Annotated in this window: 13 protein-coding genes and 3 pseudogenes; 1 reads left to right on the plus strand and 15 read right to left on the minus strand. The window is 47.6% G+C overall.

Annotated features, from left to right (window positions below; all coding sequences use genetic code 11):
• Positions 1-8: 8 nt before the first annotated feature.
• The 11 genes and pseudogenes from traM to KSX81_RS13195 form a co-directional block, all read right to left on the minus strand.
• Positions 9-1,379, minus strand: coding sequence for a conjugative transposon protein TraM (traM, locus tag KSX81_RS13145; protein ID WP_005944132.1), 1,371 nt, complete (start codon positions 1,377-1,379; stop codon positions 9-11).
• Entirely contained in the window at positions 1,348-1,668 is a 321-nt protein-coding gene (locus KSX81_RS13150) for a TraL conjugative transposon family protein (RefSeq protein ID WP_005944136.1), read from the minus strand. The genes traM and KSX81_RS13150 overlap by 32 nt, the downstream gene beginning before the upstream one ends.
• Before the next feature lie 6 nt (positions 1,669-1,674).
• On the minus strand, positions 1,675-2,298 hold the full coding sequence (gene traK / locus KSX81_RS13155) for a conjugative transposon protein TraK (protein WP_004308925.1): 624 nt from the start codon (positions 2,296-2,298) through the stop codon (positions 1,675-1,677).
• 31 nt (positions 2,299-2,329) lie between these two features.
• Positions 2,330-3,334 (minus strand): conjugative transposon protein TraJ, encoded by a 1,005-nt coding sequence (gene traJ, locus KSX81_RS13160; protein WP_005944138.1) that lies wholly within the window; start codon positions 3,332-3,334, stop codon positions 2,330-2,332.
• 3 nt (positions 3,335-3,337) lie between these two features.
• Entirely contained in the window at positions 3,338-3,967 is a 630-nt protein-coding gene (locus tag KSX81_RS13165) for a DUF4141 domain-containing protein (RefSeq protein WP_217726147.1), read from the minus strand.
• 34 nt (positions 3,968-4,001) lie between these two features.
• Positions 4,002-4,400: a DUF3876 domain-containing protein gene (locus KSX81_RS13170; protein WP_204482190.1), complete on the minus strand. Its 399-nt coding sequence runs from the start codon at positions 4,398-4,400 to the stop codon at positions 4,002-4,004.
• 98 nt (positions 4,401-4,498) lie between these two features.
• A pseudogene (locus tag KSX81_RS13175) lies at positions 4,499-5,059 on the minus strand (hybrid sensor histidine kinase/response regulator); the annotation flags it as partial.
• A 47-nt stretch (positions 5,060-5,106) separates the two neighbouring features.
• Positions 5,107-5,313, minus strand: a complete 207-nt coding sequence (locus KSX81_RS13180) for a winged helix-turn-helix domain-containing protein (RefSeq protein ID WP_217726146.1) — start codon at positions 5,311-5,313, stop codon at positions 5,107-5,109.
• On the minus strand, positions 5,310-6,590 hold the full coding sequence (locus KSX81_RS13185; protein WP_217726145.1) for a TolC family protein: 1,281 nt from the start codon (positions 6,588-6,590) through the stop codon (positions 5,310-5,312). Before KSX81_RS13185 ends, KSX81_RS13180 begins: the two co-directional genes overlap by 4 nt.
• A gap of 1 nt (position 6,591) precedes the next feature.
• Positions 6,592-9,699, minus strand: coding sequence for an efflux RND transporter permease subunit (locus tag KSX81_RS13190; RefSeq protein WP_217726144.1), 3,108 nt, complete (start codon positions 9,697-9,699; stop codon positions 6,592-6,594).
• The gene (locus tag KSX81_RS13195) at positions 9,696-10,742 is read right to left on the minus strand and encodes an efflux RND transporter periplasmic adaptor subunit (protein WP_217726143.1); all 1,047 of its coding nucleotides are present in this window, start codon (positions 10,740-10,742) and stop codon (positions 9,696-9,698) included. The genes KSX81_RS13190 and KSX81_RS13195 overlap by 4 nt, the downstream gene beginning before the upstream one ends.
• Before the next feature lie 221 nt (positions 10,743-10,963).
• Here KSX81_RS13195 and KSX81_RS13200 point away from each other — a divergent pair, with 221 nt between their 5' ends.
• Positions 10,964-11,836, plus strand: a complete 873-nt coding sequence (locus tag KSX81_RS13200; protein ID WP_217726142.1) for a helix-turn-helix domain-containing protein — start codon at positions 10,964-10,966, stop codon at positions 11,834-11,836.
• 86 nt (positions 11,837-11,922) lie between these two features.
• On the opposite strand, the pseudogene KSX81_RS13205 reads toward KSX81_RS13200, so the two are convergent.
• The 4 genes and pseudogenes from KSX81_RS13205 to KSX81_RS13220 form a co-directional block, all read right to left on the minus strand.
• Positions 11,923-14,496, minus strand: a pseudogene (locus KSX81_RS13205) (helicase-related protein); the annotation flags it as partial.
• Positions 14,497-14,611: 115 nt separating this feature from the next.
• A complete protein-coding gene (locus KSX81_RS13210; protein WP_008646012.1) occupies positions 14,612-16,414 on the minus strand; it encodes a reverse transcriptase domain-containing protein in 1,803 nt (600 codons plus the stop codon).
• 564 nt (positions 16,415-16,978) lie between these two features.
• A pseudogene (locus tag KSX81_RS13215) lies at positions 16,979-20,296 on the minus strand (N-6 DNA methylase); the annotation flags it as partial.
• Positions 20,286-20,732, minus strand: coding sequence for a DUF1896 domain-containing protein (locus KSX81_RS13220; RefSeq protein ID WP_217725996.1), 447 nt, complete (start codon positions 20,730-20,732; stop codon positions 20,286-20,288). The pseudogene KSX81_RS13215 and the gene KSX81_RS13220, both read right to left, overlap by 11 nt.
• Positions 20,733-20,746 lie beyond the last annotated feature (14 nt).

Genomic DNA, 20,746 nt, shown 5'->3' on the forward strand with positions numbered 1-20,746 from the left:
TTATTTCCTTAATTCACTCCTTGATAGAGCATGACCCTGTACCCGGCTTTCAGATGCACTTTGACGGTGCGCATCTTCTTGGCTATATACTGGCTCGTGCCTTGTATCAGCCCCTTGCCCAAGTCGGAGGCGAGCTGCGCCCCGGCATTGGTGGAGATGTTGATGCTGCTCCCCAGCGAGCCGCCCATGTTGGCGGCAACCTCCCGGACAGCGTTCATCTCCATCGAGTTGGGGATGAATATGCCGGGCTGTCCGTCCGTGTCATAGACCTCCAACTCCACCGGGATAACCGTACCGTCGTGTTCCAGCGAGGTGATTTCGATAGCGAGCCGTTCGCCCTGAATCTTGGCTGCGCCGACCACCACCGCATTACGGGGAATGATCCGGTCTGCTACCGCCATCGGCTCCAGCAAGCGCAACCTGACCGCCTGCCCGTCCGTCACGCTCTGCGCCCCATAGACACATGCCGGTATGGTGTTCCTGTCCGATACGGTTGTAATGCCCACCGCCGTGTTGAAACTGCGGTTGCGTTCCTGCGAGAAGGAAGCGACAAATTCGGCATTGCTCACGGGCTGTCCGAGCGAGGACACCACCTGATGCGTCACCTGCCTGACGGGTTTTGCCGTATTCTTTCCGGCTTTCTGCACGGGGGACGGCTCTGTGGTCTGTCCCGCCGCCTGCGTGCCGTTCTGACCGCCCATGTACTTCGCCGCCAGCTCGTAGGATTTTTCCATGAGTGCCACCTGCTCGTCCATCGTGGAGCTTCTCTCTTTTCCGCTTTCCAGTTCGGATTCGAGCGTGGCGATGCGTTCCAGCAGTTCGTCCATCTCCGCATTGTCGTTCTTCGGCTGCTCGTAGAAGTTGCCGAGTGTGGCATTGAGGTCACGGTAGGCAGCTGCCGAGGACTGGATGGTTTTCGGCGCGGGCTTCACCGCCTCTTCCGTTCCGCCGGGATTGGCAAGGTCGAAGTCGCTGTCCCCATCCGCTGCCGCCGTTTCGCGGTCGAACAGGTCGCCCAACTGCTGCATGGCGCGGCTGCGGTTCTCCTGCCGTTCCTCCATTGCCCCCTGCTCGTAGGCTTTCGCCTTGTCACCGATAATCCGGCGGTTCTCCTTGTCCGCGTCGGGCATCTCGATGTTGTAGCCGCTTGTTCCCGGTTCCTGCTCCTTGCCGGAGGACGGGGCGAATATCAGCCACATCGCCCCGATGAATACCAGCACCATAGCGGGAAGCACTATCATTTTCTGACGTTTCAGCCGTTGGGCTTCGGTCAGCGGCTTGCGCTCCTTCTTCGGCTTGTCGTTGCCGGGAGCCGTCTTGTTTTCGGGCTTGCTCTCCGTCTTGTTCTCAATCTTCGTTTCGTTCTTTGTCTGTTCCATATAAATAAGGTATTAAGTGATTTTCCGTTTTTTGCTGTACGGACAGTTCCACCTGTCCGGCATGGTCTGTCACCATCCGGCTACCGTCATTCCTGCCGATGTCATAGACGGCTTTACCGAAAGTGTAGAGGGCAAGCGTGGCGAATGCGGCGAGCATTGCCAGCACGATGCGCCTGCGTGTCTTCGGCGGCAAACCGTCCAGATAGCCCCTGAGCCTTGCCACCAGCATTTTCTTTTTGTCATGGAGTTTCCAATATGCGCCCCAAAATGATTTCTTGATTTTCTTCATATCCGTTTACCTTTTGATGGTTTGTAAATCCTTGTTCTCGATGATGGTGAATCCCTCGATGGTGAACCCGTTGGGGTTGTCGTCCGAACGAGACGAGTTCAAGAGGCGACAAGTGGTCACGAGGCTGCGCTCTGTGACGTTGCTCTGCCGGATGATCTTCTGCGTGGCGTAGGTCACGGCACGGTAGGGATAGCCGTTGAAGTCGCACACCACACTGTCCACTTTCAGCACTTGGTTGATGTTACCGGCGATGATGCGGTTGTAGTACCCTTTCTCGGCGAAGTCCGAATAGTAGTTGTACACGCTCTTGTCCGCCAGCAGCAACGCACGCTTCACGTTGTGTTCTATCGCGCTCTTTTCGGGCGAGAGCGTGAAAAACAGCTCGTGGAAGCGGCGCACATGCTCCCTCGCTTCCGCCGGACGGTTCTGCGAGAGGTCCTGCGAGAGTGCCAGCATCAGCGACTTGCCGTTATCCAGCACATAGATCTTTTCACGCTGCCGCTCCGCGAAGCGGTAGGAACTCCACACGCTCCATACCGTTATCACGGCGCACAGCGAGAGGAAGACGATACCGAACAGGCGTATCTGCCTGAACGATGATTCGATGTTTTTGAGTGACTTGAATTCCATTTTACTTTTTCCGTTTATAATTGCACATTGATTATTTCAGCAGTTTCCCGGCACGTCCGACCATGTTGCCTGCGGTAGCACCCGCCACGCTGCCCGCCATGCTTCCGGCGCGTCCCGCCATCTGGTTCACGTTGCGCCCGTAGCCGCCCATGCCCCCGGCTTGAATGATCCAGCCCGCCACCGTCGGAATGGTGAAGTAGCCGATGATGCCGATTATCATGAACACGATATACACCCCGTCGCTGGAATCCAGCGAGAAGTTGGGGTCGGTCTGCATGCGCTCGATGTCGCTCTGGAGCATCAACACCTGAATCTTGGCGAGTATGGTGCTGAATATGTCCGACACGGGCAGCCACAGATAGACCTGAATGTAGCGGCATATCCACTGCGTGAGCGTGCTTTGGAAGCCGTCCCACACCGATATGGCGAAGGCTATCGGACCGAGTATCGCCAGCACCACGAGGAAGAACGTGCGGATGGTGTCTATCACGAGGGCGGCGGCTTGGAACATCAGTTCCAGTATCTCGCGGAAGAAGTCGCGGATGCCCTTCTTCATCTTGTACATCCCCCGGTCGATATACATCCCCGCCATCGTCACCATGTCGGAGGGCGACCAGCCCAATTCCTCCAGTTGCTTGTCAAACTCCTCGTTGGACACGAGGTAGGCGGTTTCGGGATTGCGCACCATCGCCTCGTATTCCAGCCTGTCCTTCTGCTCACGGTACTTGTTCATGTCCAAAGTCTGCGTTTCGAGCAGTTTCGCCGTACCCTGCACGACGGGCGAGAGGACGCTGTTTATCGTGCCAAGCACCACCGTAGGGAAGAACATGATGCACAGACCGACGGCAAAGGGACGGAGCATCGGGAAGACGTCTATCGGTTCGGCTCTCGCCAGCGACTGCCATACCCGGTAGGCGACATAGAAGAGCGCGCCCAGCCCGGCGATGCCTTTCGCCACGCCCGCCATGTCGGCGCACAGCGGCATCATCTGCTCGTAGAGCGAGCGGAGAATCTGGTGAAGGTTGTCGAACTCCATAGGCTACCAGTATCTTTCGTTCATACTGCCGTAAAGACCCAGCACGCGGTCAAGGTCGTTTTTCTTTTTCGCACGCAGATAGCTTACCGAAATGTTCTTGTTGGTATAATAGCCGACAAGGTTCCTGTATCTTCTCATTTTCGAGTAGCAGCGTTCCACCACGTCCATGCGTTCCTTGTCCGTCATCGAGAGTGTGGTGATGTTCACCACGTTCTTCAGTTCCGTCAGCACGTCATTGCTTTCCTCAAGCAGCTTGGTATATCCGAACGCGATGGCTCCGAGTTCCTCCACGGTGAAGTTCTCGTCACGCATCATCTTCTGGAAACTGTTCACATAGATGTCCGTGATGTCGCCCACCATCAGAATGGTCTGCTGCACCTTTCTGGCGTCTTTTACAAGATTGTTCACCGATTTCAGCGCGTCATAATACTTCTTTCCCTGCTCGTAGATCTTGACGGTCTCCTGAAAGTTCTTGACCATATTCGTTGCGGTGGTCGAGGTATGCGCCACATTCTTCGAGGTGTTTATGATGCTTTGCGCAATGTTGGACGGGTCTATGACCGCCCATTGTGCGCTTGCCCTGCCTGCATAAAGCAGGCACAGGCAGAAGATTGTCAGAATTTTTATTCTCATTTTCTTTCTTTGGATTTAGTGGTCATTATCGGTTTCATTGTCTGTCTTCCGCGTTGTCTGCTGCGGGAGTGGCCCTTATATAGTCCCCGTTCGGCGAGAAGGTCAGGATGTCCGTTTCCTCATTGTACGCCACATCTATGCGGAATCCGGTATTCATAAACAGGTTTCCGTTGTCTTCCATCTGCAGCAGATAGGTTTCCGGCTTCAGCTTGCGGCTTATGCCGCTGCGTTTGAATACGGTCACCTTGTACGCATTTCCTTCCTTGTAGATGAGCAGGTCGGGTTTGCTTTCCACGCTTTCCCAGTTACCGCAGATGCTTTCGCGCACGTCCTTGTCCTGTTCCATGTCACATGCCTGCATCACCAGTGATGCAAGTCCTATCAGACCGCCGCAAAGCAGTCTGAGCTGGGATTTTGTAATCTGAATGTCCATACTTTTTCTTTTTTTTGATGTTACTGTTGTTTTCTTTGTTATTTGCTCCGGTTCAGAAGCCCATTCTCCTGCCTTTCGGCCTGCAAGGGCGGATACCCGGTGCGTGCCGGTTCTTCTTTCTTTTTCTTGCGGAACAGGCCGAACAGCCCGCCCCGTTTCTTTTCCTCTTCCGATTCGGTGCGTTCCGTCACTGTCGTTGTCCGTACCGATGCCGTCTGCTCCAGTCCGGGCAGGTGGCGTTCCAGCAGGCTGTCCATGCGGTACACCGTGGTCGGCATATCCACCATCCGCTCGATCAGCCTGCGTTTCTCGTGCAGCAGCCTTACTACCGTGTCTATCCTTGCCGTCTGTGCCGGTTCTCCGTAGTAGCCTTTCAGCCGGTCTATCACCTCCATTGTGTGCGATTCCCGCCGGTCGTATGTATCCATGTCCGAGTCGTCCCACAGCATTGCGCGGTCATTGTCCAGAAACAGTGTGATCAGTCCCCGGTATGCTTCGCTGGCGGCAGCACGCTGCATGAGCAGGCTGCGTTCCTCTGCCTCTGCCTGCTCAAATACCTGCTTTTCGTACCATACGGCCGTGATGATACCCAGTACGAGCAGTCCCAGTATGAGATAGCCCGACAGAATTTTAAGATGTAGGGATATTTGTTTCCTCATACTTGTTTTTATAGTTTCAAATTACATAATGAATAAAAATATGGTAGTCAGAAATAAAATGTTTTATACTCAAGTATCATATTCTGCTCATTAAAGTATATACTATCCTCACGTAAAATATAACCTATTGCGATAAGTACCATGTCATGCGGATAATGAATTGTTTTCATTATATCATTAATACTTATCCTGTTTTCTTTATATAGAAGCCTTTTTATTTCAGCTGTTATTGTTTCAATTGAATCTGATTTCATAAGCCACCAATAGAATTTAAGTATTTAGATTTTGCAATATGGTAATTGGTTTTTGCAGATATAACCTCAAAATATGCTTTCTGCCAACTGGCTTGTGCTTCCAGAAAATTAGCCAATGTTTCCATACCTGTTTCAAAGCTTTTGCTGCTTTCCTGCAAATTCTCCTCTGCATAACTGAAAGCATTTTCAGTAAGTTCGACCTCCAGTTCAGCTTCATTCAGAATATTATAGTTTCTTGTAACTTCCAATTGCATCTTTTCAATCATTTCATCCCGCATGACCTCTGCTTTCTGCAATTCAATTTTTGCAGATTTTATTTTTCTGTGTCCTTCTCCCCAATGGAAAAGAGGAATCTTTACAGCCAACATTACAGAAAATATGTCATCTTTCAGAAACTTATGTCCATTCATTCTAACTCCATCTATATAATTATATCCGGCAACAAGTCCTATTCTTGGCAAATAATCACTTCTTACATACTTTATCTGCTCTCTCTTCAGATTGATATTTTCAGACAACAACTTATATTCAGAACGGTTTTCTATTATGAATTCATCATTTCGGAATACTGCCGGTTCAAATTCTATGGTTCCTGAGATTTCAATATCATCAGTCAGAGGAATTCCCATTATATGACATAAAGCCATTTTCGACAGTCTGATTGCATTTTCGCTTCTTTTCATGGAAAGATTAGCTTCGTTCAGTTTCACCTGTACTTTGAGCAATTCATTTCTGGGTGACATACCAGTTTTACTCATCTTTTCAATATTATTAAAGAGCTCTTCCACAAGGTTCTTGTATTTGATTGAAACCTCATATAGTTCCTTGGCCTTAATTACATTCCAGTATGCTTCTTCCGTTTCTATACGGATTTCGGAATCGTTCTTTTTCCGGTTCAGTACAGCCATGTTTGTGCCAATTTCCGACATATTCCTTGCCGCAATAATTTTGCCACCCATATAAACTGGCTGTTCAAGCTGTACACCTGCAAAATAAGTATTGCTTATATCAAGGGCCGCAGATAAAGAAGGGGCAAGTTCCATCGAAAAATCCTTATTGGCATAAAGATAGCCTCCCGATGCGGACAGTTTAGGAAGAAAACCTGCTACCACATTCTTTTCTTGAAGTTCTGCCTGCTTTATCGAAAAATCTGACAGTTTCATCTTTTTATTGTTCTCTACCGCAATCCTGCAACAGTCATCAAGAGTGAATACTCTTTGAGCATAACTGAACGATGATAGCAGGATTATAAATATGCCTGATAAAAGTCTTTTCATTTTAATCACATTTAATATTGAAGAATAAAGCATAGAATACAGGAATAATCATTAATGTAATGATTGTACCAACAAGAAGGCCTCCCATAATGGCTACAGCCATAGGACCAAACATAGCATCTGAAATCAGAGGTATCATACCAAGGATAGTAGTTCCTGAAGCCATCATTACCGGTCTTAATCTGGATGAAGAAGCTGACAACAGGGCTTCAACAGGCTCAACGCCAGTCTTGATCTGAGCAGTTATCTCATCTATAAGTACAACTCCATTTTTTATCATCATACCTATCAATCCCAAAGCTCCTACAACAGCAACAAAACTGAAAGGCTTTCCACTGACGAAAATGCCCATTACAATACCTATGTATGCAAGCGGAAGACACAGAAAAATAATTAACGGTTTCTTGAAATCCCTGAATAGAAATACCAAAACCGCAAACATGAATATGACCGCTATGGGCAGACTTCTGAAAAGATACTTGTTAGAATCTGTACTTGCCTTATACTCACCCAGCCATTTCATGGAATAGCCGTCAGGGAAGTCAATTCGTTCATTAATTTTCTTTTCAAGAGCAAGGCGTGTATCTTCAGCGGTAAATCCGTAGGCATTATTACACTGGACTATGACAGCACGCTGTCCGTTATAACGGTAGGCGACTGGATCTTTCCATTCAAAGCTGATACTGTCCGATATTTCTTTAACAGGCCTTCCGGATGTCAACCTGTCTATCAACAACTGTTTCCGTTCAGGGTTCATAAGCATTCGCTGGATACTTTCCTCTTCTGTCACAGCAGTAATATTAGGCAGCATAGAATTGACAGTAACATCTTCGAGACTGTTATATCCTATGTTCTTCAGGTAAATATTTTTTAATATACTGCCATCATATAAAGAACCTACAGGAATACCCTCTGTTACTGAGAGCAATGACAATCCAATATCTGTTTTTCCAAGTCCTGCTCTTCGGGCATTATGCTGGTTGAAGTTAATGTCCATGTTGATGACTGGATCATCCCAATTATCTGTAATAAGCATTGCAGAAGGTTCCTCCCGCATAATATCCTGAATTTTGTTTCTCAATTCCTTCAGAACTCCCGGATCTGGGCCGGAGACCAGAATTTCTATAGGAAATTCCATATACATAGTGTTATATTTCTTTAGCCGGATAAAGGCATCAGGATAATGACGGTTCATATATTCCTGTAAATCCTGCATACAGTTGTCTATGTCCTTATGGCTTTTGAAATCGATAATCAATTCTCCGTATCGAAGACTTGGATCAGCTACTGAACGTACAAGGTTGTATCTCGCCGGCGTGCCTCCGAGAGATGTGGTTACGTGCGTTATGGCCGGATTTGTCTTGAGATACCTCTCTATTTCTTCCAGATCTTTTTCAACCTTCTCGATACGTGTTCCCTCCGGCATCTTATATTCCATATAAATCTGGTTGTATGTCAGATCCGGGAAAAATGTCTGTGGTAAAAAACTGAAACAGCAAACACTGACAATTAACAGCAGTACAATTCCGATAATAGTCCCGGCTTTATGATGCAGCAGGAAAGTAAGCATACCGCGAAATTTTCTGTATAATGGTGTATTGAAAATATTTGTATTGTCATCTGCCGTCTTAATCTTCAAATAATGTTCTGAATGAATCGGGACATGTACCAGTGCCAGAATCCAGCTGAGAAGCAGAGATACGGCCAATACGATAAATAAGTCGCGGGCATATTCTCCGGCCATATCCGGGGACAGCGAAACCGGCATAAAAGCTATGATAGCAATAAGGGTAGCTCCCAAAAGCGGACGTGCCGTGATATTAGCCGTGTGAACAAGTGACTGAGGCTTTTTCATACCACGCGCACTGTCAACCAAAATACCATCCACAACCACTATTGCGTTATCCACAAGCATACCCATGGCAACTATAAATGCCCCTAAAGACACTCTCTGAAGAGTTCCATCAAAGAAATATAGGACTACAAAAGATCCCAAAACTGTAATTACCAGTCCTGTTCCTATGATGACACCACTTCTGAATCCCATGGTAAGCATAAGAATAACTATAACGATAAGTACTGATTCTATAAGATTTACAATAAATGTATCAATGGCATCACTTACACGCTCAGGCTGGTAAAAAACCTTGTTGAACTTGAACCCTGACGGAAGTCCGTTTTCCAGCTCTTCAATCTTTTCGGTTACAGTATTTCCGATTTTTAGAATATCATAGCCTGATTCCATGGCTATTGCAATACCATAAGCCCTTTTACCGTCATATTTCATTTTGTTACGCTGCGGTTTCTCATAGTCCTCCTCGATATCAGCTATATTTCCAAGAGTGAACGTATTACCGTCATGACCTTTCAGAACCAGATTTCTAATATCTTCCAGATCTCGAAAGTTTCCGGGTACCATAACCTTCATACGCTCATCGCCACTATTAAAGAAGCCACTATATACTGTCCTGTTCTGATCTTGCAGCGTCATCAGTATTTCAATTGGAGAAATTCCCAGACGGGCCATTTCTTTACTATCTATATTGATATTTATACAAGGTGTTGCAGTTCCATATATCTGGACATTTCTTATACCTTCTATGTTAATAAGTTCACGCTGAATGAAATTTGTGTATCGTATCATATCACTGTCTGAAAAACCATCAGCCGTTAACGTATAGAACATTCCATAGACAGCACTGAAGTCATCAAGTACCATTGGTACTGAGGCACCGGTAGGCAATTGGGTATGAACATCGACAATCTTTTTTCTCAATATATCCCATTTTTGTTCCAATTCGCCATTGGGTACAGTTGTTTTCAGAACTACCTTTATAAGAGACAGGTCGTTCAGTGATTTTGATTCAATATAGTCTATATCTCCCATCTGACGTATTGCCTTTTCCAGCTTGTCAGACACTTCAAGTTCAACCTGATGCGCAGTTGCACCAGGATACACAGTCATGACCAAAGCCTGTTTGACCGTTATTTCCGGATCTTCCATTTTGCTCATGGAGTAGAAAGACCATAGACCGCCGATAACGAGGAAAGCTATAAACAGCTTGATCAGGGCCTTGTTTTCCAAGGCATATTCCGCCATACTTTTCATAGCATTCCTCCTATATTGGTTGATGACACTTTTTTCATTTCTTCCACGGTCTGCCCTTCAGACAAACTATGGATTCCGGTTATGGCTATTCTGTCGTGAGGTTCCAACCCTCTTACAAATGCCGTTTCTCTTTCTATCCGTATTAATTTAACGGGTGTACAAGCAGCCTTCCCATTATTGATCTTCCATACGCATGTGTTCCCTTTATCCTGAAATAAAGCTGATGCAGGCAATGATAATGATGGGGTTGTGCTTGAATATGCTAATCTTATATCTACATTCATACCGACTGACAGGACTTTGGAAAATTCTGATGGTATGTCAAAGGAAACATTGTATAGTTGTCCGTTTGATGCATTGCGGTTTTGGGCTTTTAATGTTATTGCGGTAGATAGATTACCGCACACAAGTTCTGCATATATAAGATTTTTCAATCTGCTATAATCTTTTAATGCCATACTTATGTCCGCCTTGTACCCACCTTCCTGTTTCAGAAGCAAAACGGGCATTCCGGCAGAAACTATCTCTCCGCTGTTTTTGAAAATATCTGATATAAAGCAGTCAAATGGAGCTTTTATTTCCGTGTATCTCAAAGCATCTTCAGCAGCATTGAACTTGGCCTCTGCCACTTTGTTTGCGGCAATGACTTTCTCATAATCGTTTGGAGAAACTGTGTTATTCTCAAACAAGGCTTGTATGCGTTTCGTCTCTTTTTCCGATTGTTCGAATACAGCTTTTGCAGCATTATACTGGACTTCAAAATCATGCTTGTCCAATGTTGCTATAATACTGCCTTTACGGAAACTCATTCCTTCATTTTCAGGTAAGAATGCAATCTGGCCATTGACCTTAAAAGCTATGGTCACTTCTTTCTCCGAATTTATAACTCCAGAGTATTTGACATACTCAACGCTGTCTTTATTTCCTACTGTTAATGTTTTAACCAGTACAGAAGAGCTTTCTTTTCTTCCTGAATCTGTTTTACAGGAGGCTGATGCAAGAATAATAATTCCCGCACTCAAATACATAAATAATCTTTTCATTGTCTTAAACTTTAGCTTTTGCAAATTTCATCAAACCCAATGAGAAACACGTTTCCATTTGCACATGCGGAATGTTCTAAAACCCTTTTTTTACTATGTGATTTAGAATAGTAGTTGCTGGATAAGGGAATATTATATTCATTTTTCCATTAAAAATGTTCTATTAGTAAGAAATTCTTTGATGGAAATATGGATACAATTATATTTGTAATAAAAAAAATATGAACCAATTTAAGAACCTGGATATAAGAATAGCAAAGAATCTTATAGGCGATATAGATTATGTAGATAACGATTTTATTGTACTGGATGATCTCTCTAAATTAAATATTCCCAATGATTCACCCATCAGACTTGGTGCATTTACAATAAGTTTGTGTCTTAACGGACATATAACTACTGATATCAACATGATAAGGTACGACGTACAGCCGGGAGATATGGTAATAACACTTCCTAAAGATATAATAGAACACAAGGATGTTTCGTCTGATATCAGAGGAATTTTCTTTATTGTTTCACAGCGTTTTATTGAAGAAGCTTTTCCGAAAATAGGAGAAATACTTCCAATTTTTCTTTATATCCAAAAATACCCTAAAATTGAATTGACAGCAAATCAATGTTTCAATATACAGCAGTTTTATGATTTCTTTATCCAAAGACTTAAAGACCAGTCAGTATATAGGGATAAAATGATAAGTTCTATACTGCAGGCTCTGATTTATTATATCGCCGGATTATTGATAAACTCTGATAAACGGGAAAAAAAGGAGAGAAAAGAAGAATTACTGAGTAAATTTATTCAGTTGATAATAAAACACTACAAGGAAAACAGGACACTGGATTTCTATGCAGAAAAACTGTTTATTTCAACAAAATATATGTCAGATATTATAAAGAAGACCAGCGGACTGACGGCTCATGACTGGATAGACAGATATACCATTCTGGAAGCTAAGATTTTGTTACGGTCAACCAATAAGACAATACAGGAAATATCCAATGAGCTGAATTTCCCTAATCATTCGTTCTTTTCAAAATACTTTAAGCATCACATGGGTATGACTCCTAAGGCATATAGACTTTCATCATAATGCAGAATAAAATATTTCATTATCAAAACAATGAACATATATTAAAAGGAGTTATACAACCCATGTTGAAACTCCTTTTAATACAATCACATTTTTAGTCCTTTATTAATTTTGGGGCTTGTTAATCCAAAATTTTCAATTAAAAAATGATTACATACGGAATTTTCTGGCTGCTGTTCCGTCTGTTTCTTCTCGCTGCCTTGCCGGTTCTCTTCCGTGCCTTCCGGTGTCGGCGGAGCCAACTCCAGCTGTATCTTGCGGTCCAGTGCGGCGAGTTCTGATTTAAGCTGTTTCAGCTCGTCCTCCTTCTTCCATGTCTTTCCGGCAATCTCCTGCAACTGTGGGATTTCACGCTCCAGCGTGGCGATCTTTTCCTTGTACTGGTCGATGATGCCCGGTATCCTTTCCAGTGCGTTCAGGAAATTCGTGGCGGCGGCATGTGTGTCAGCCATTGCCAGATGCCCGTTGTTGTAGGTGTACTTGTAATTGCCTTCTATGACAAAGCGGTTGTCGATAAACTCCAGACCTTCTTTGAGCGTCCTTTCGCTGACCACCTTGATGGGGAAGCCGTACAGTTCGCCCACACGCTTGTACTGTCCGCCGGTCGTGGCGTTCTTCGCTATCTCCTGCAGGCGTTTGCCGATGGATTTTTCATCCGTCTGTTCCAGTCCGTCCACCCGTATCGGATTCAGGCGGTTGCCGTCCATGTCGGTCTGTACCGCTGCCGTAAACTTTTCCCAGTCTTCCGTCATACCCCTGGCTTTCTCTATCGAGTCGGACAATGTGGCGGTTTTGGATTCAAGTTTCCGTTCGGTTTCGCGTCTGCCCTTGTTGAACGATTTGCGTTCACCCTCCAGCGAGGCTATCTTTTTCTCCAGCTTCGCCTTGTCCAGCAGGTCGGTGTTTCCCGACAGTATCGCCATGTATTCCGAAAAATTCATGCCGGATTTCTCGTCCATCGCTCCCTCGTCTATGGTTCTCGCACCCATCGCGCCGCTCTTCAGCTGACTGATGAACGTCTGCTTGCAGTGCAGCAGGTTGAACTTGTACGAGTCCAGTGACTTTTCCACCGCATAGATGATGACATCCACATTATTGCCGGCAAAATGCTTGGCGATCTCGTTTCCCGCACGCACACCACGCCCGTCACGCTGTGCAAGGTCGGACGGGCGCCACGGTGTGTCAAGATGATGGATGGCCACACATCGTTTCTGTGCGTTCACACCCGTACCCAGCATACTCGTCGAGCCGAACAGCACACGTACCGAACCTTCATTCATGGCGGCAATCACCGCCTTGCGTGCCTTTTCCGTCTTGCACTCCTGTATGAACCGGATTTCCTGTGCCGGTATGCCGTGGTCCTCCACCAGCTTGCGCTTGATTTCGCTGTACACGTTCCAGCCTTCTCCCGTCTGGTATGTTCCCAGATCCGAAAACACGAACTGTGTTCCTTTCTGTGCTTCATACCTGCGGTAGTATTCCGCTATCATCCTTGCGCAGTGGCTCGCCTTGTTGTCCGGGTGGTCTTCATACGCCGGGTCTATCATACGCATGTCCAGTGCCATCTTCCTTGCGTAGTCCGTGGCGATGAGCATCTTCGCCTTTTCCTCCGTTTCCGACAGTTTTCCGCGTCCCAGCAGTGAGGCGTCGCCCGTCTTGGCAAATTCCATAAGCTGTTTGATGAAATACTCCTGGTCGGGTGTGGGCGGTATGTTGTGCAGTATCTCGTTCTTGTGCGGACGGTCCACGCCTACATCCTCCGCCGTGCGGTAGTCCGTTATCTCGTTGTAGAACGCCGCCAGCTCCGGCACCTTGATGAAGTAGCGGAAGCGTTCCTTCTGCACGATGTTGTTCGTCACATTGAACTCGAAATCCGTCGTCTTCTTGGCGAAGATTGCCGCCCATGCGTCAAAGCATCGGATGTCCTGCCTTTCCAGCTCCTTCGGGCGCAGGTACTTGAAAAGCAGGTACAGCTCCGTCAGCGAGTTGCTGATGGTCGTGCCCGACAGGAACGTCGCCCCCAGATCCTTTCCCGTCCGCTCCTGGATGGTGCGGATGGCAAACAGCAGATTCAGTGCCTTCTGGCTTCCTTCCGAGTTGCCCAGACCCGCCACACGGTCATGCCTTGTGTTAAACGTCAGGTTCTTGAACTGGTGCGACTCGTCTATGAAAATATGGTCGATGCCCATCTGCCTGAAGTCCACCACATCGTCCGTCCTCGACTTTATCGCGTGTTCTACCTTGTCCAGCTTGGCTTGCAGGTTGAACTTGCGTTTCTCCAGTCCTCTCAGCATCGCACGCGACACGTCCTTGCCCTGCGAGCGCAGCACTTCCAGATTTTCCTCCACCGTATCCAGCTCTGCCTGCAGGATGCGTTGTTGCAGTTCCGGCGACTGCGGGATTTTTCCGAACTGGTCGTGCGACATGATGATGCAGTCATAGTCATTGTTCTTGATGTTGTTGAAGAACCGCACGCGGTTAGCGGCTGAAAAGTCCTTTTCCGAGGCATACAGGATACGTGCGTTCGGATAGGCTGTCTGATAGGTCGCCGCAATTTCGGAGACATTCGCCTTCAGCCCGATAATCATTGGTTTGTGGGCAAGCCGGAGACGTTTCATTTCATGTGCTGCGATGCACATTATCAGCGTCTTGCCGGTTCCACAGGCTAAGCGCAAAGCGCCTTGCCGTCCTTTCGGACGGTAGGTTTCTAAACGCTCGCCACCGAACCGTACGTACACGTCTCCATGTATACGGCTCTCCATGGTTATTTTCAGTCTATTTCTTTTCATGAATCTTACGATAACAATTTTCACATACTGCTATTGTTTTTCTCTGTCTGGCAATCATGAAGCGTTCCCACTCCTGTTTGCCTTTCAGGTCTTTTAGCTTGCGGACATGCACCATTCTAAGGTTGTCCTCCGCTCCGCAATATTCACATTCACGGGCTTTCAACCGAGCCATAAGGCTGGTACTTTCAGTCCCGCGATAACTGGGCATGATATGCGCATTGTCAATACGCGCGTCTTTTCTCTGCTTGAACCCTCCATGATAAATAGTACGTTCCAACATTTCGCCCTTGTTGTTTTCATACCTTACTGTAAAGACTTTATTCCGGCAATATTTACGGATTATTTTCCTTACGGTTGATTCATACTTGGATGATAATGTTTTATACATACTCTCTTTCATGTAGTAATAGAAACTATTGAGAATGTTGACATTGTTTGCAATACAGTAGTAGTTATAGATTCCCCGAATTTCCGAATTGTATCGGTTGAGTATTTCAAGGTCATCATTACTACGGAGATACGGGCGTGAGGTCGATTCCCATGCTTCCTTGCCATTCTTGATTATTATGCGCATCGCATTATAGTCAAGCAGTTTCTTTCTCATAACCTCATAAGGCAGGAGAAGAACCACTTTATGGTCAAGTGAGCGTATGGGGATTCCTCTGAAATCCTTTCTCGTCTTGTCCGTACTGCGGACTGTAACATCAAAGCCGAGAAATTTGGCTGCGTCGTGTGAGTTGGTGATTAACGTCTTTTCATCCGAAAGTTCGAGTTTCAACGTATCTTGCAGAAAGGTCTTAATGTCCCCCTTTGCTTTTACACAGTCCTCTTTACTTCCGATTACGCAAATCAGAAAATCATCGGCATAGCGTACATACCTCATGCGTTTGAAGTTTTCGTCCATGTCAAGAGTTGCAGGAAGTTGTTGCATCTCACGGTGGAGAATGGCTATCTCCCTGCGCAATGCTTCTTTCTTCTGCTCGTCTGTTTCATTCTTCAGTTTCTTTACACGTTTGTCCTTACGATTTGCAACCCTTTTATATTCGGGGTTGCGTACACGTGCTTTACCTTTATTGAAGACGTTTATGTAGTTCCGCATAAATTTATCGAGTTTGTCAAGATAAATATTCGCCAAAATCGGACTTATTATGCCTCCCTGCGGTGTTCCGATATAGGAATTTTTGTACTCCCATTGTTCCATGTAGCCTGCTTTGAGGAATTTACGTATCAGTCGCAGGAAACGCTCGTCATTGATTCTTTCAGCAAGGATTCCGATTAAAACATCATGGTTGATGTTGTCAAAGAAACCCTTGATGTCTCCCTCGATGAACCAACGTGCTCCCGTACCTCCCTTTTGTAAGGAAGCCATAGCCGTATGACAGCCACGGTGTGGTCTGAATCCATGCGAGCAGTCTTCAAAATGACCTTCGTAGATGGATTCAAGAATCATCCTTACAACTTCCTGTACAAGTTTGTCCTTAAAGGCTGGTATGCCTAAAGGACGTTGCTTGCCATTCTTTTTGGGAATGTAAATTCTCCGTGCAGGGCACGGACGGTAACTTTCGTCTTTCAACTGTCCAATGATAGAGTGAATGTGCTTTATGCTCATTCCGTCTATGGTCTGCCCGTCTGTGCCTTTCGTATAGTTGCCCGCATTCTGCGACAACTTTTGATAGGCAAGTGCGTACAGATTTTCATTGAACAGCAGTCGGTAAAGCCGTTCAAACTTGTAATTAGGGTCTTGGCTGTGCCCAGCCAGACTGTTTAATACATTTGCTGAATCTCTCATAATGTCTCACACATCATTCGTTAAACATATTAAATAATAACTCACTGTCTCCCTTCGCCATGTACAAGGCTTTCCCTTGCTCGGACTACTACGGAGACTCTGTTGTCATATAGGATATTCAGGGGGCAAACCCCATAGCCTTTCGGCATTCCTACTTAGACAATCCCCATTTAGACATATAGTAACATAGCTCAATAGATTGTCGGATGCGATTTTCGTCCTTTTCCGCTTATTGCGGCTGTTCTGCAATCGGTTTTCGGCTCTCGTACTTGAGGTAGGAAAGTAGAAGTATTGCAGCCCGACGTTTGTAACTATCTTCCGTCGGGGTTTACCAACTAACAACTCGGACTGTCGTTCAAACAGTATAGTCTTCATCCTCATATCTATCATTTCATTTAGACATTCAGTAGCAGCATGATAGTTAGCTGACTTATGCCGTTTCCAACATGCGACACTCCCCACCGCCTTTCGGCTAAGTGGATAAGTTGGCTAATGACCGGCGTTGAAAACCCTTGCCGGGTAGGTTGCTAAGCCTACATTTACTATATGCCCTTATGGGCGCAGAACCTCATGGTCGCAGATCCCGCCTCCGTTCTGTTTCAGCATCCAGACACAATCCTTCTGCGATGGGTAGATGCTTTTCACACCCCGGCTTTCCAGCCCCTTCATGTTCAGGTCGGGAAATGTCTGGTGCGAGCCGTCATATTTCGGTCGAACGAAGCAGTTGAACTTCCGGTTATACATGGTTGTCAGACGCTCCTTGAACTGTGGCGACTGTTCCTCCAGCCACTCAGTAAAGCCGTTGCGGATTTCGTCAATCTTTGCGTTGGCGAGTTGGATGCCCTCGCTGTCGCGTGCCTTGATGTCGTTTCCGTTCTCGTCCTCGCCGACCTTCTTCATCATGTCGGGGCAGGTGTTGTGCAGAGCGTGTTTCAGCAGACTCATGCCGTCATAGTTCCGGTAATAGCCCTTTACACAGAACTCCTCCCATATTTTCATGTTCTTGTAGGCACATGCCACCGAAAACTCGTCAAGGCTCGGTGAATAGGAGATTTTCACTTCCGTGTCAAACAGATGGCTCATGTAGGCGGCATAGATGCCTGTCGGAATCCATCGCTCGCCGAAATTGAAGTCCAGTTCCTCAAAACCGATACGCTGCGGCGTGGCGGCTTTCAGGGCTTCAAGAGACTGTTTCGCATCCGCAAGCCGCTCATGTCCGGGATGGTCGTTTATCCATTCTTCCACACGCTCCGCCTTGTCTATCACGTTTCCGGCAATGAATCGGTCCTTTATCTCATAGCCCGAAACAAGCGGGTTGTAATAGATACGTCCCTGCAGGGCTCCGAGCAGTTCCTCTTCCGTGCTGTCGGTAATGGCACGCATGAAGTCGAGGTCTATGCCGCCATATCTGTTGAGCGAGGCGGACAGGGCTTCTTCGGGCGACCCGGCATTGACGTATGTTTCCACCGAAAAGGAAACGGGACGCTCGAAAATGTCCGCCTTCACGAATTTCCCCTCTTCGGCACGTTCCAGTGCAAGGACGTCACGCCCGGAGGCATCCATCATCAGAAGTTTTGCATTCTGTCTGGCGTTCAGGTTGCCGTAACGCATCACGAACTCGTCATAGGACACGTTCAGGTATTCACGCTGACGGCTGTCCTCCGTCCGGTTTTCCGCCTCATTCCGATACAGGCGTTCATAGGCGTCACGGATGGATATATACAGCAGGGCCTTTTCCTTCTGGTAGCCTTTCAGGTCAAGCGGGTGGAAGGTGGCTCCATAGGGGGTGATGTCCCTCAGATACCCGACGACGGTCCCTTCCGCCACCATTGAGCCGTCACGGTGATAGGCTTCCACCGTCCCGCTGTACGGGTGCGGTGTCAGGTCGGCAGTTTCCTCCTTGGCAGGTTCCGTATCATATTCCGGGAACAGCGAAGCGGAAGTCGTTCCCGTCTGTCCGGATTGTACGGACGGATTCTCAGCCGTAGCGGTCATACCTTCCGGCAATGGGCTTTCATCTTCCGGTGCCTGTTCTGACCCGTGTGTCATATCAGCCTGCTGCACCGGCCGGGAATCCGACGATGGCACAAACGCCGGGTCGAGGGTGTCCTTCATGCCGGACTTTGCAAGCAGTTCCTGTCTGTGTTTCTCCGCCTCATGCCTGAGCTGAATACGCACTTCGGGGGTAAGGTGCATCATGGTTTCGTAAAAACCGTTGATGGGCGGGTTTTCCTCCCAGTCTATATCCGCATATATGTCGTCCGGATGGGCCTGGGCTGCCGTTTCTTTGGATTCTGCATCTTCCGTTTTCACATCTTCCGCCTTTTCGCCTTCAGTCTCCTTTTGCGGGGAAACGGCAGGTGCAGCCGCCGGTTCATCCATAACCTTCGGCGTAACCTGTGCCTGCTTCTTGCCGTTCTTGTCCTTTGACTTGGCTGCGGACTTTTTCTTTTTGCCCGAAAGGGCCTGATTGCGTTCCTCTTCCGTATATTCCCACAGGTCAAAGAGTGTCAGCTGCACGGTTGGAGCCTGTTCCGGCTCATGCGTCCCGGTCTCCTGTCTTTCCGTAACCGGTTGTGCCTTTTCTTCTGTCGCTGCATCCCTGTTCTCCGGTTGCTGCCGGACGGGTTCAGGTTCGGGAACTGACCTTTCCGCCTTCACTGTTTCAGTTTCCGGTATGGAGATGCTCATGGCGGATTGTACGGTCTGTTCCGCCGCTGTCCTGCGTCCCTGATAAAGTTCCATGTCCAGACGTTTGCGCAAGTCCTCCGCAAGCATCCTGCCCAGGTCTGTCGCGATACCTTCCACACCTCCGCTGTGCGTATATATCATGGCGGGTTTTCCGTACGGGTCGGTACCCCTCTTCGCATCGGTATGTACGATGCGTTCCGTGTGGTAGGCAAAATAGGCGTTCTCCGTCAGTCCGCCGTTATGTTCCGTCTGTATGATGGTCAGTACCCTCTCTTCCTGTGTCAGTTCTTTCTTTTGCAGGTCTTTTTGCAGGATGATCAGGTCGCTGCCGGCTTCCGTACCCGCATTGTCGGTGAACAGGTTGTTGGGCAGGCGGATTGCCGATACCAGATTCGCCTTGCTGAACATCTCGTTCCTGACGGATACCTTCGAGCTGTTCAATACCCCCTGCGAGGTGATGAACGCCACGATGCCGCCGTCACGCACCGCATCCAGACCTTTCAGGAAGAAATAGTCATGGATGGCTTTCTGTGCCGAACGTCTGCCAAAGGATGCGCTGCGGCTGAACTCCGCATCGAACACTCCGAAATCCCCGAAAGGGATATTGGAGATGGCAAGGTCAAAATGGTTCAGAAACGGCTTTTCAATTTTCTCGAAACCCATCGTGCGGATTTTCTGTTCCGGGTAAAGGCAGCCCAGCAGCTTGCCCGTCAGCAGGTCCTTCTCGAAAGCCATCACATCCGCCTGCGGCTGGTATTGCAGCACCGCATCCACAAAAGCACCCATCCCGGCGGACGGTTCCAGTACGCGGTCGGGACGCACCTTACGGTCATACAGGGCTTCCGTTATTGCACCCGTAATTTCCGCCGGCGTGTAGAATGCCGTCAGTACCGATGATTTCAGCGAGTCCACATAACTTTTGTATTCCCTTTCATCCCGGCTGTTCTCACGGATCAGCCGGTGCAGTTCGATGGTCGGGGCAAACAGGTCGAGGTCAGATTTCGCCCAATGGACGGCATCCGTCAGTTCTCTGGCGGGATTCAGTATGCACTTCAGTCCCCCGAAGCCGCAATACCTTTCCAGCAGCACACGTTCACGCGCGGTGGGCGTGCGCTGTTCCTTCTCCAGTGTGAATGCCGTCCGTATCGCCTCGATGTTGTCGCGCAGTTTCTGCTTGCGGTTAAATGCCATACTCCCTCAGGTAAAGGACGACGGCTCCCGTCAGCTCCGTATAGAGCAGGTCATAGTCGGACGACAGGGCGAACTGGTCGTCTGACAGGTCGTAAATGGAGAATACGTTGCCCACAAGCGGCAGCAGTTTCTCTACGAAGCCCTCACGCGCGTCTTCCGGAATTTCTTCATGAAACTCGCTTTCCACGACTTCACGCAGGATGGCGTATCGGGAATAGTGCAGGCCGTGGACGAGTGCGGACATGGCAATCTCCTGCGCACCGTCGGGAGTGTACCCCTCAAGCCTTGCACGCTCATAGGCTTCTGCGGCTTCATCGGCACGCGCCTTCACGAAGGCGGCATCGGAAGACTGTTCAAACTTGTTTTCCTTGAGATAGTTCAGCAGATACAGACCGTAATAGGAAAGTTCGGTCTGTTCAAGATTCTTTTTGTTCATTTTTACAATGGATT

Origin of the sequence: Bacteroides sp. MSK.18.37 (assembly GCF_019129155.2) — a bacterium.
Classification (GTDB): Bacteria; Bacteroidota; Bacteroidia; order Bacteroidales; family Bacteroidaceae; genus Bacteroides; species Bacteroides ovatus.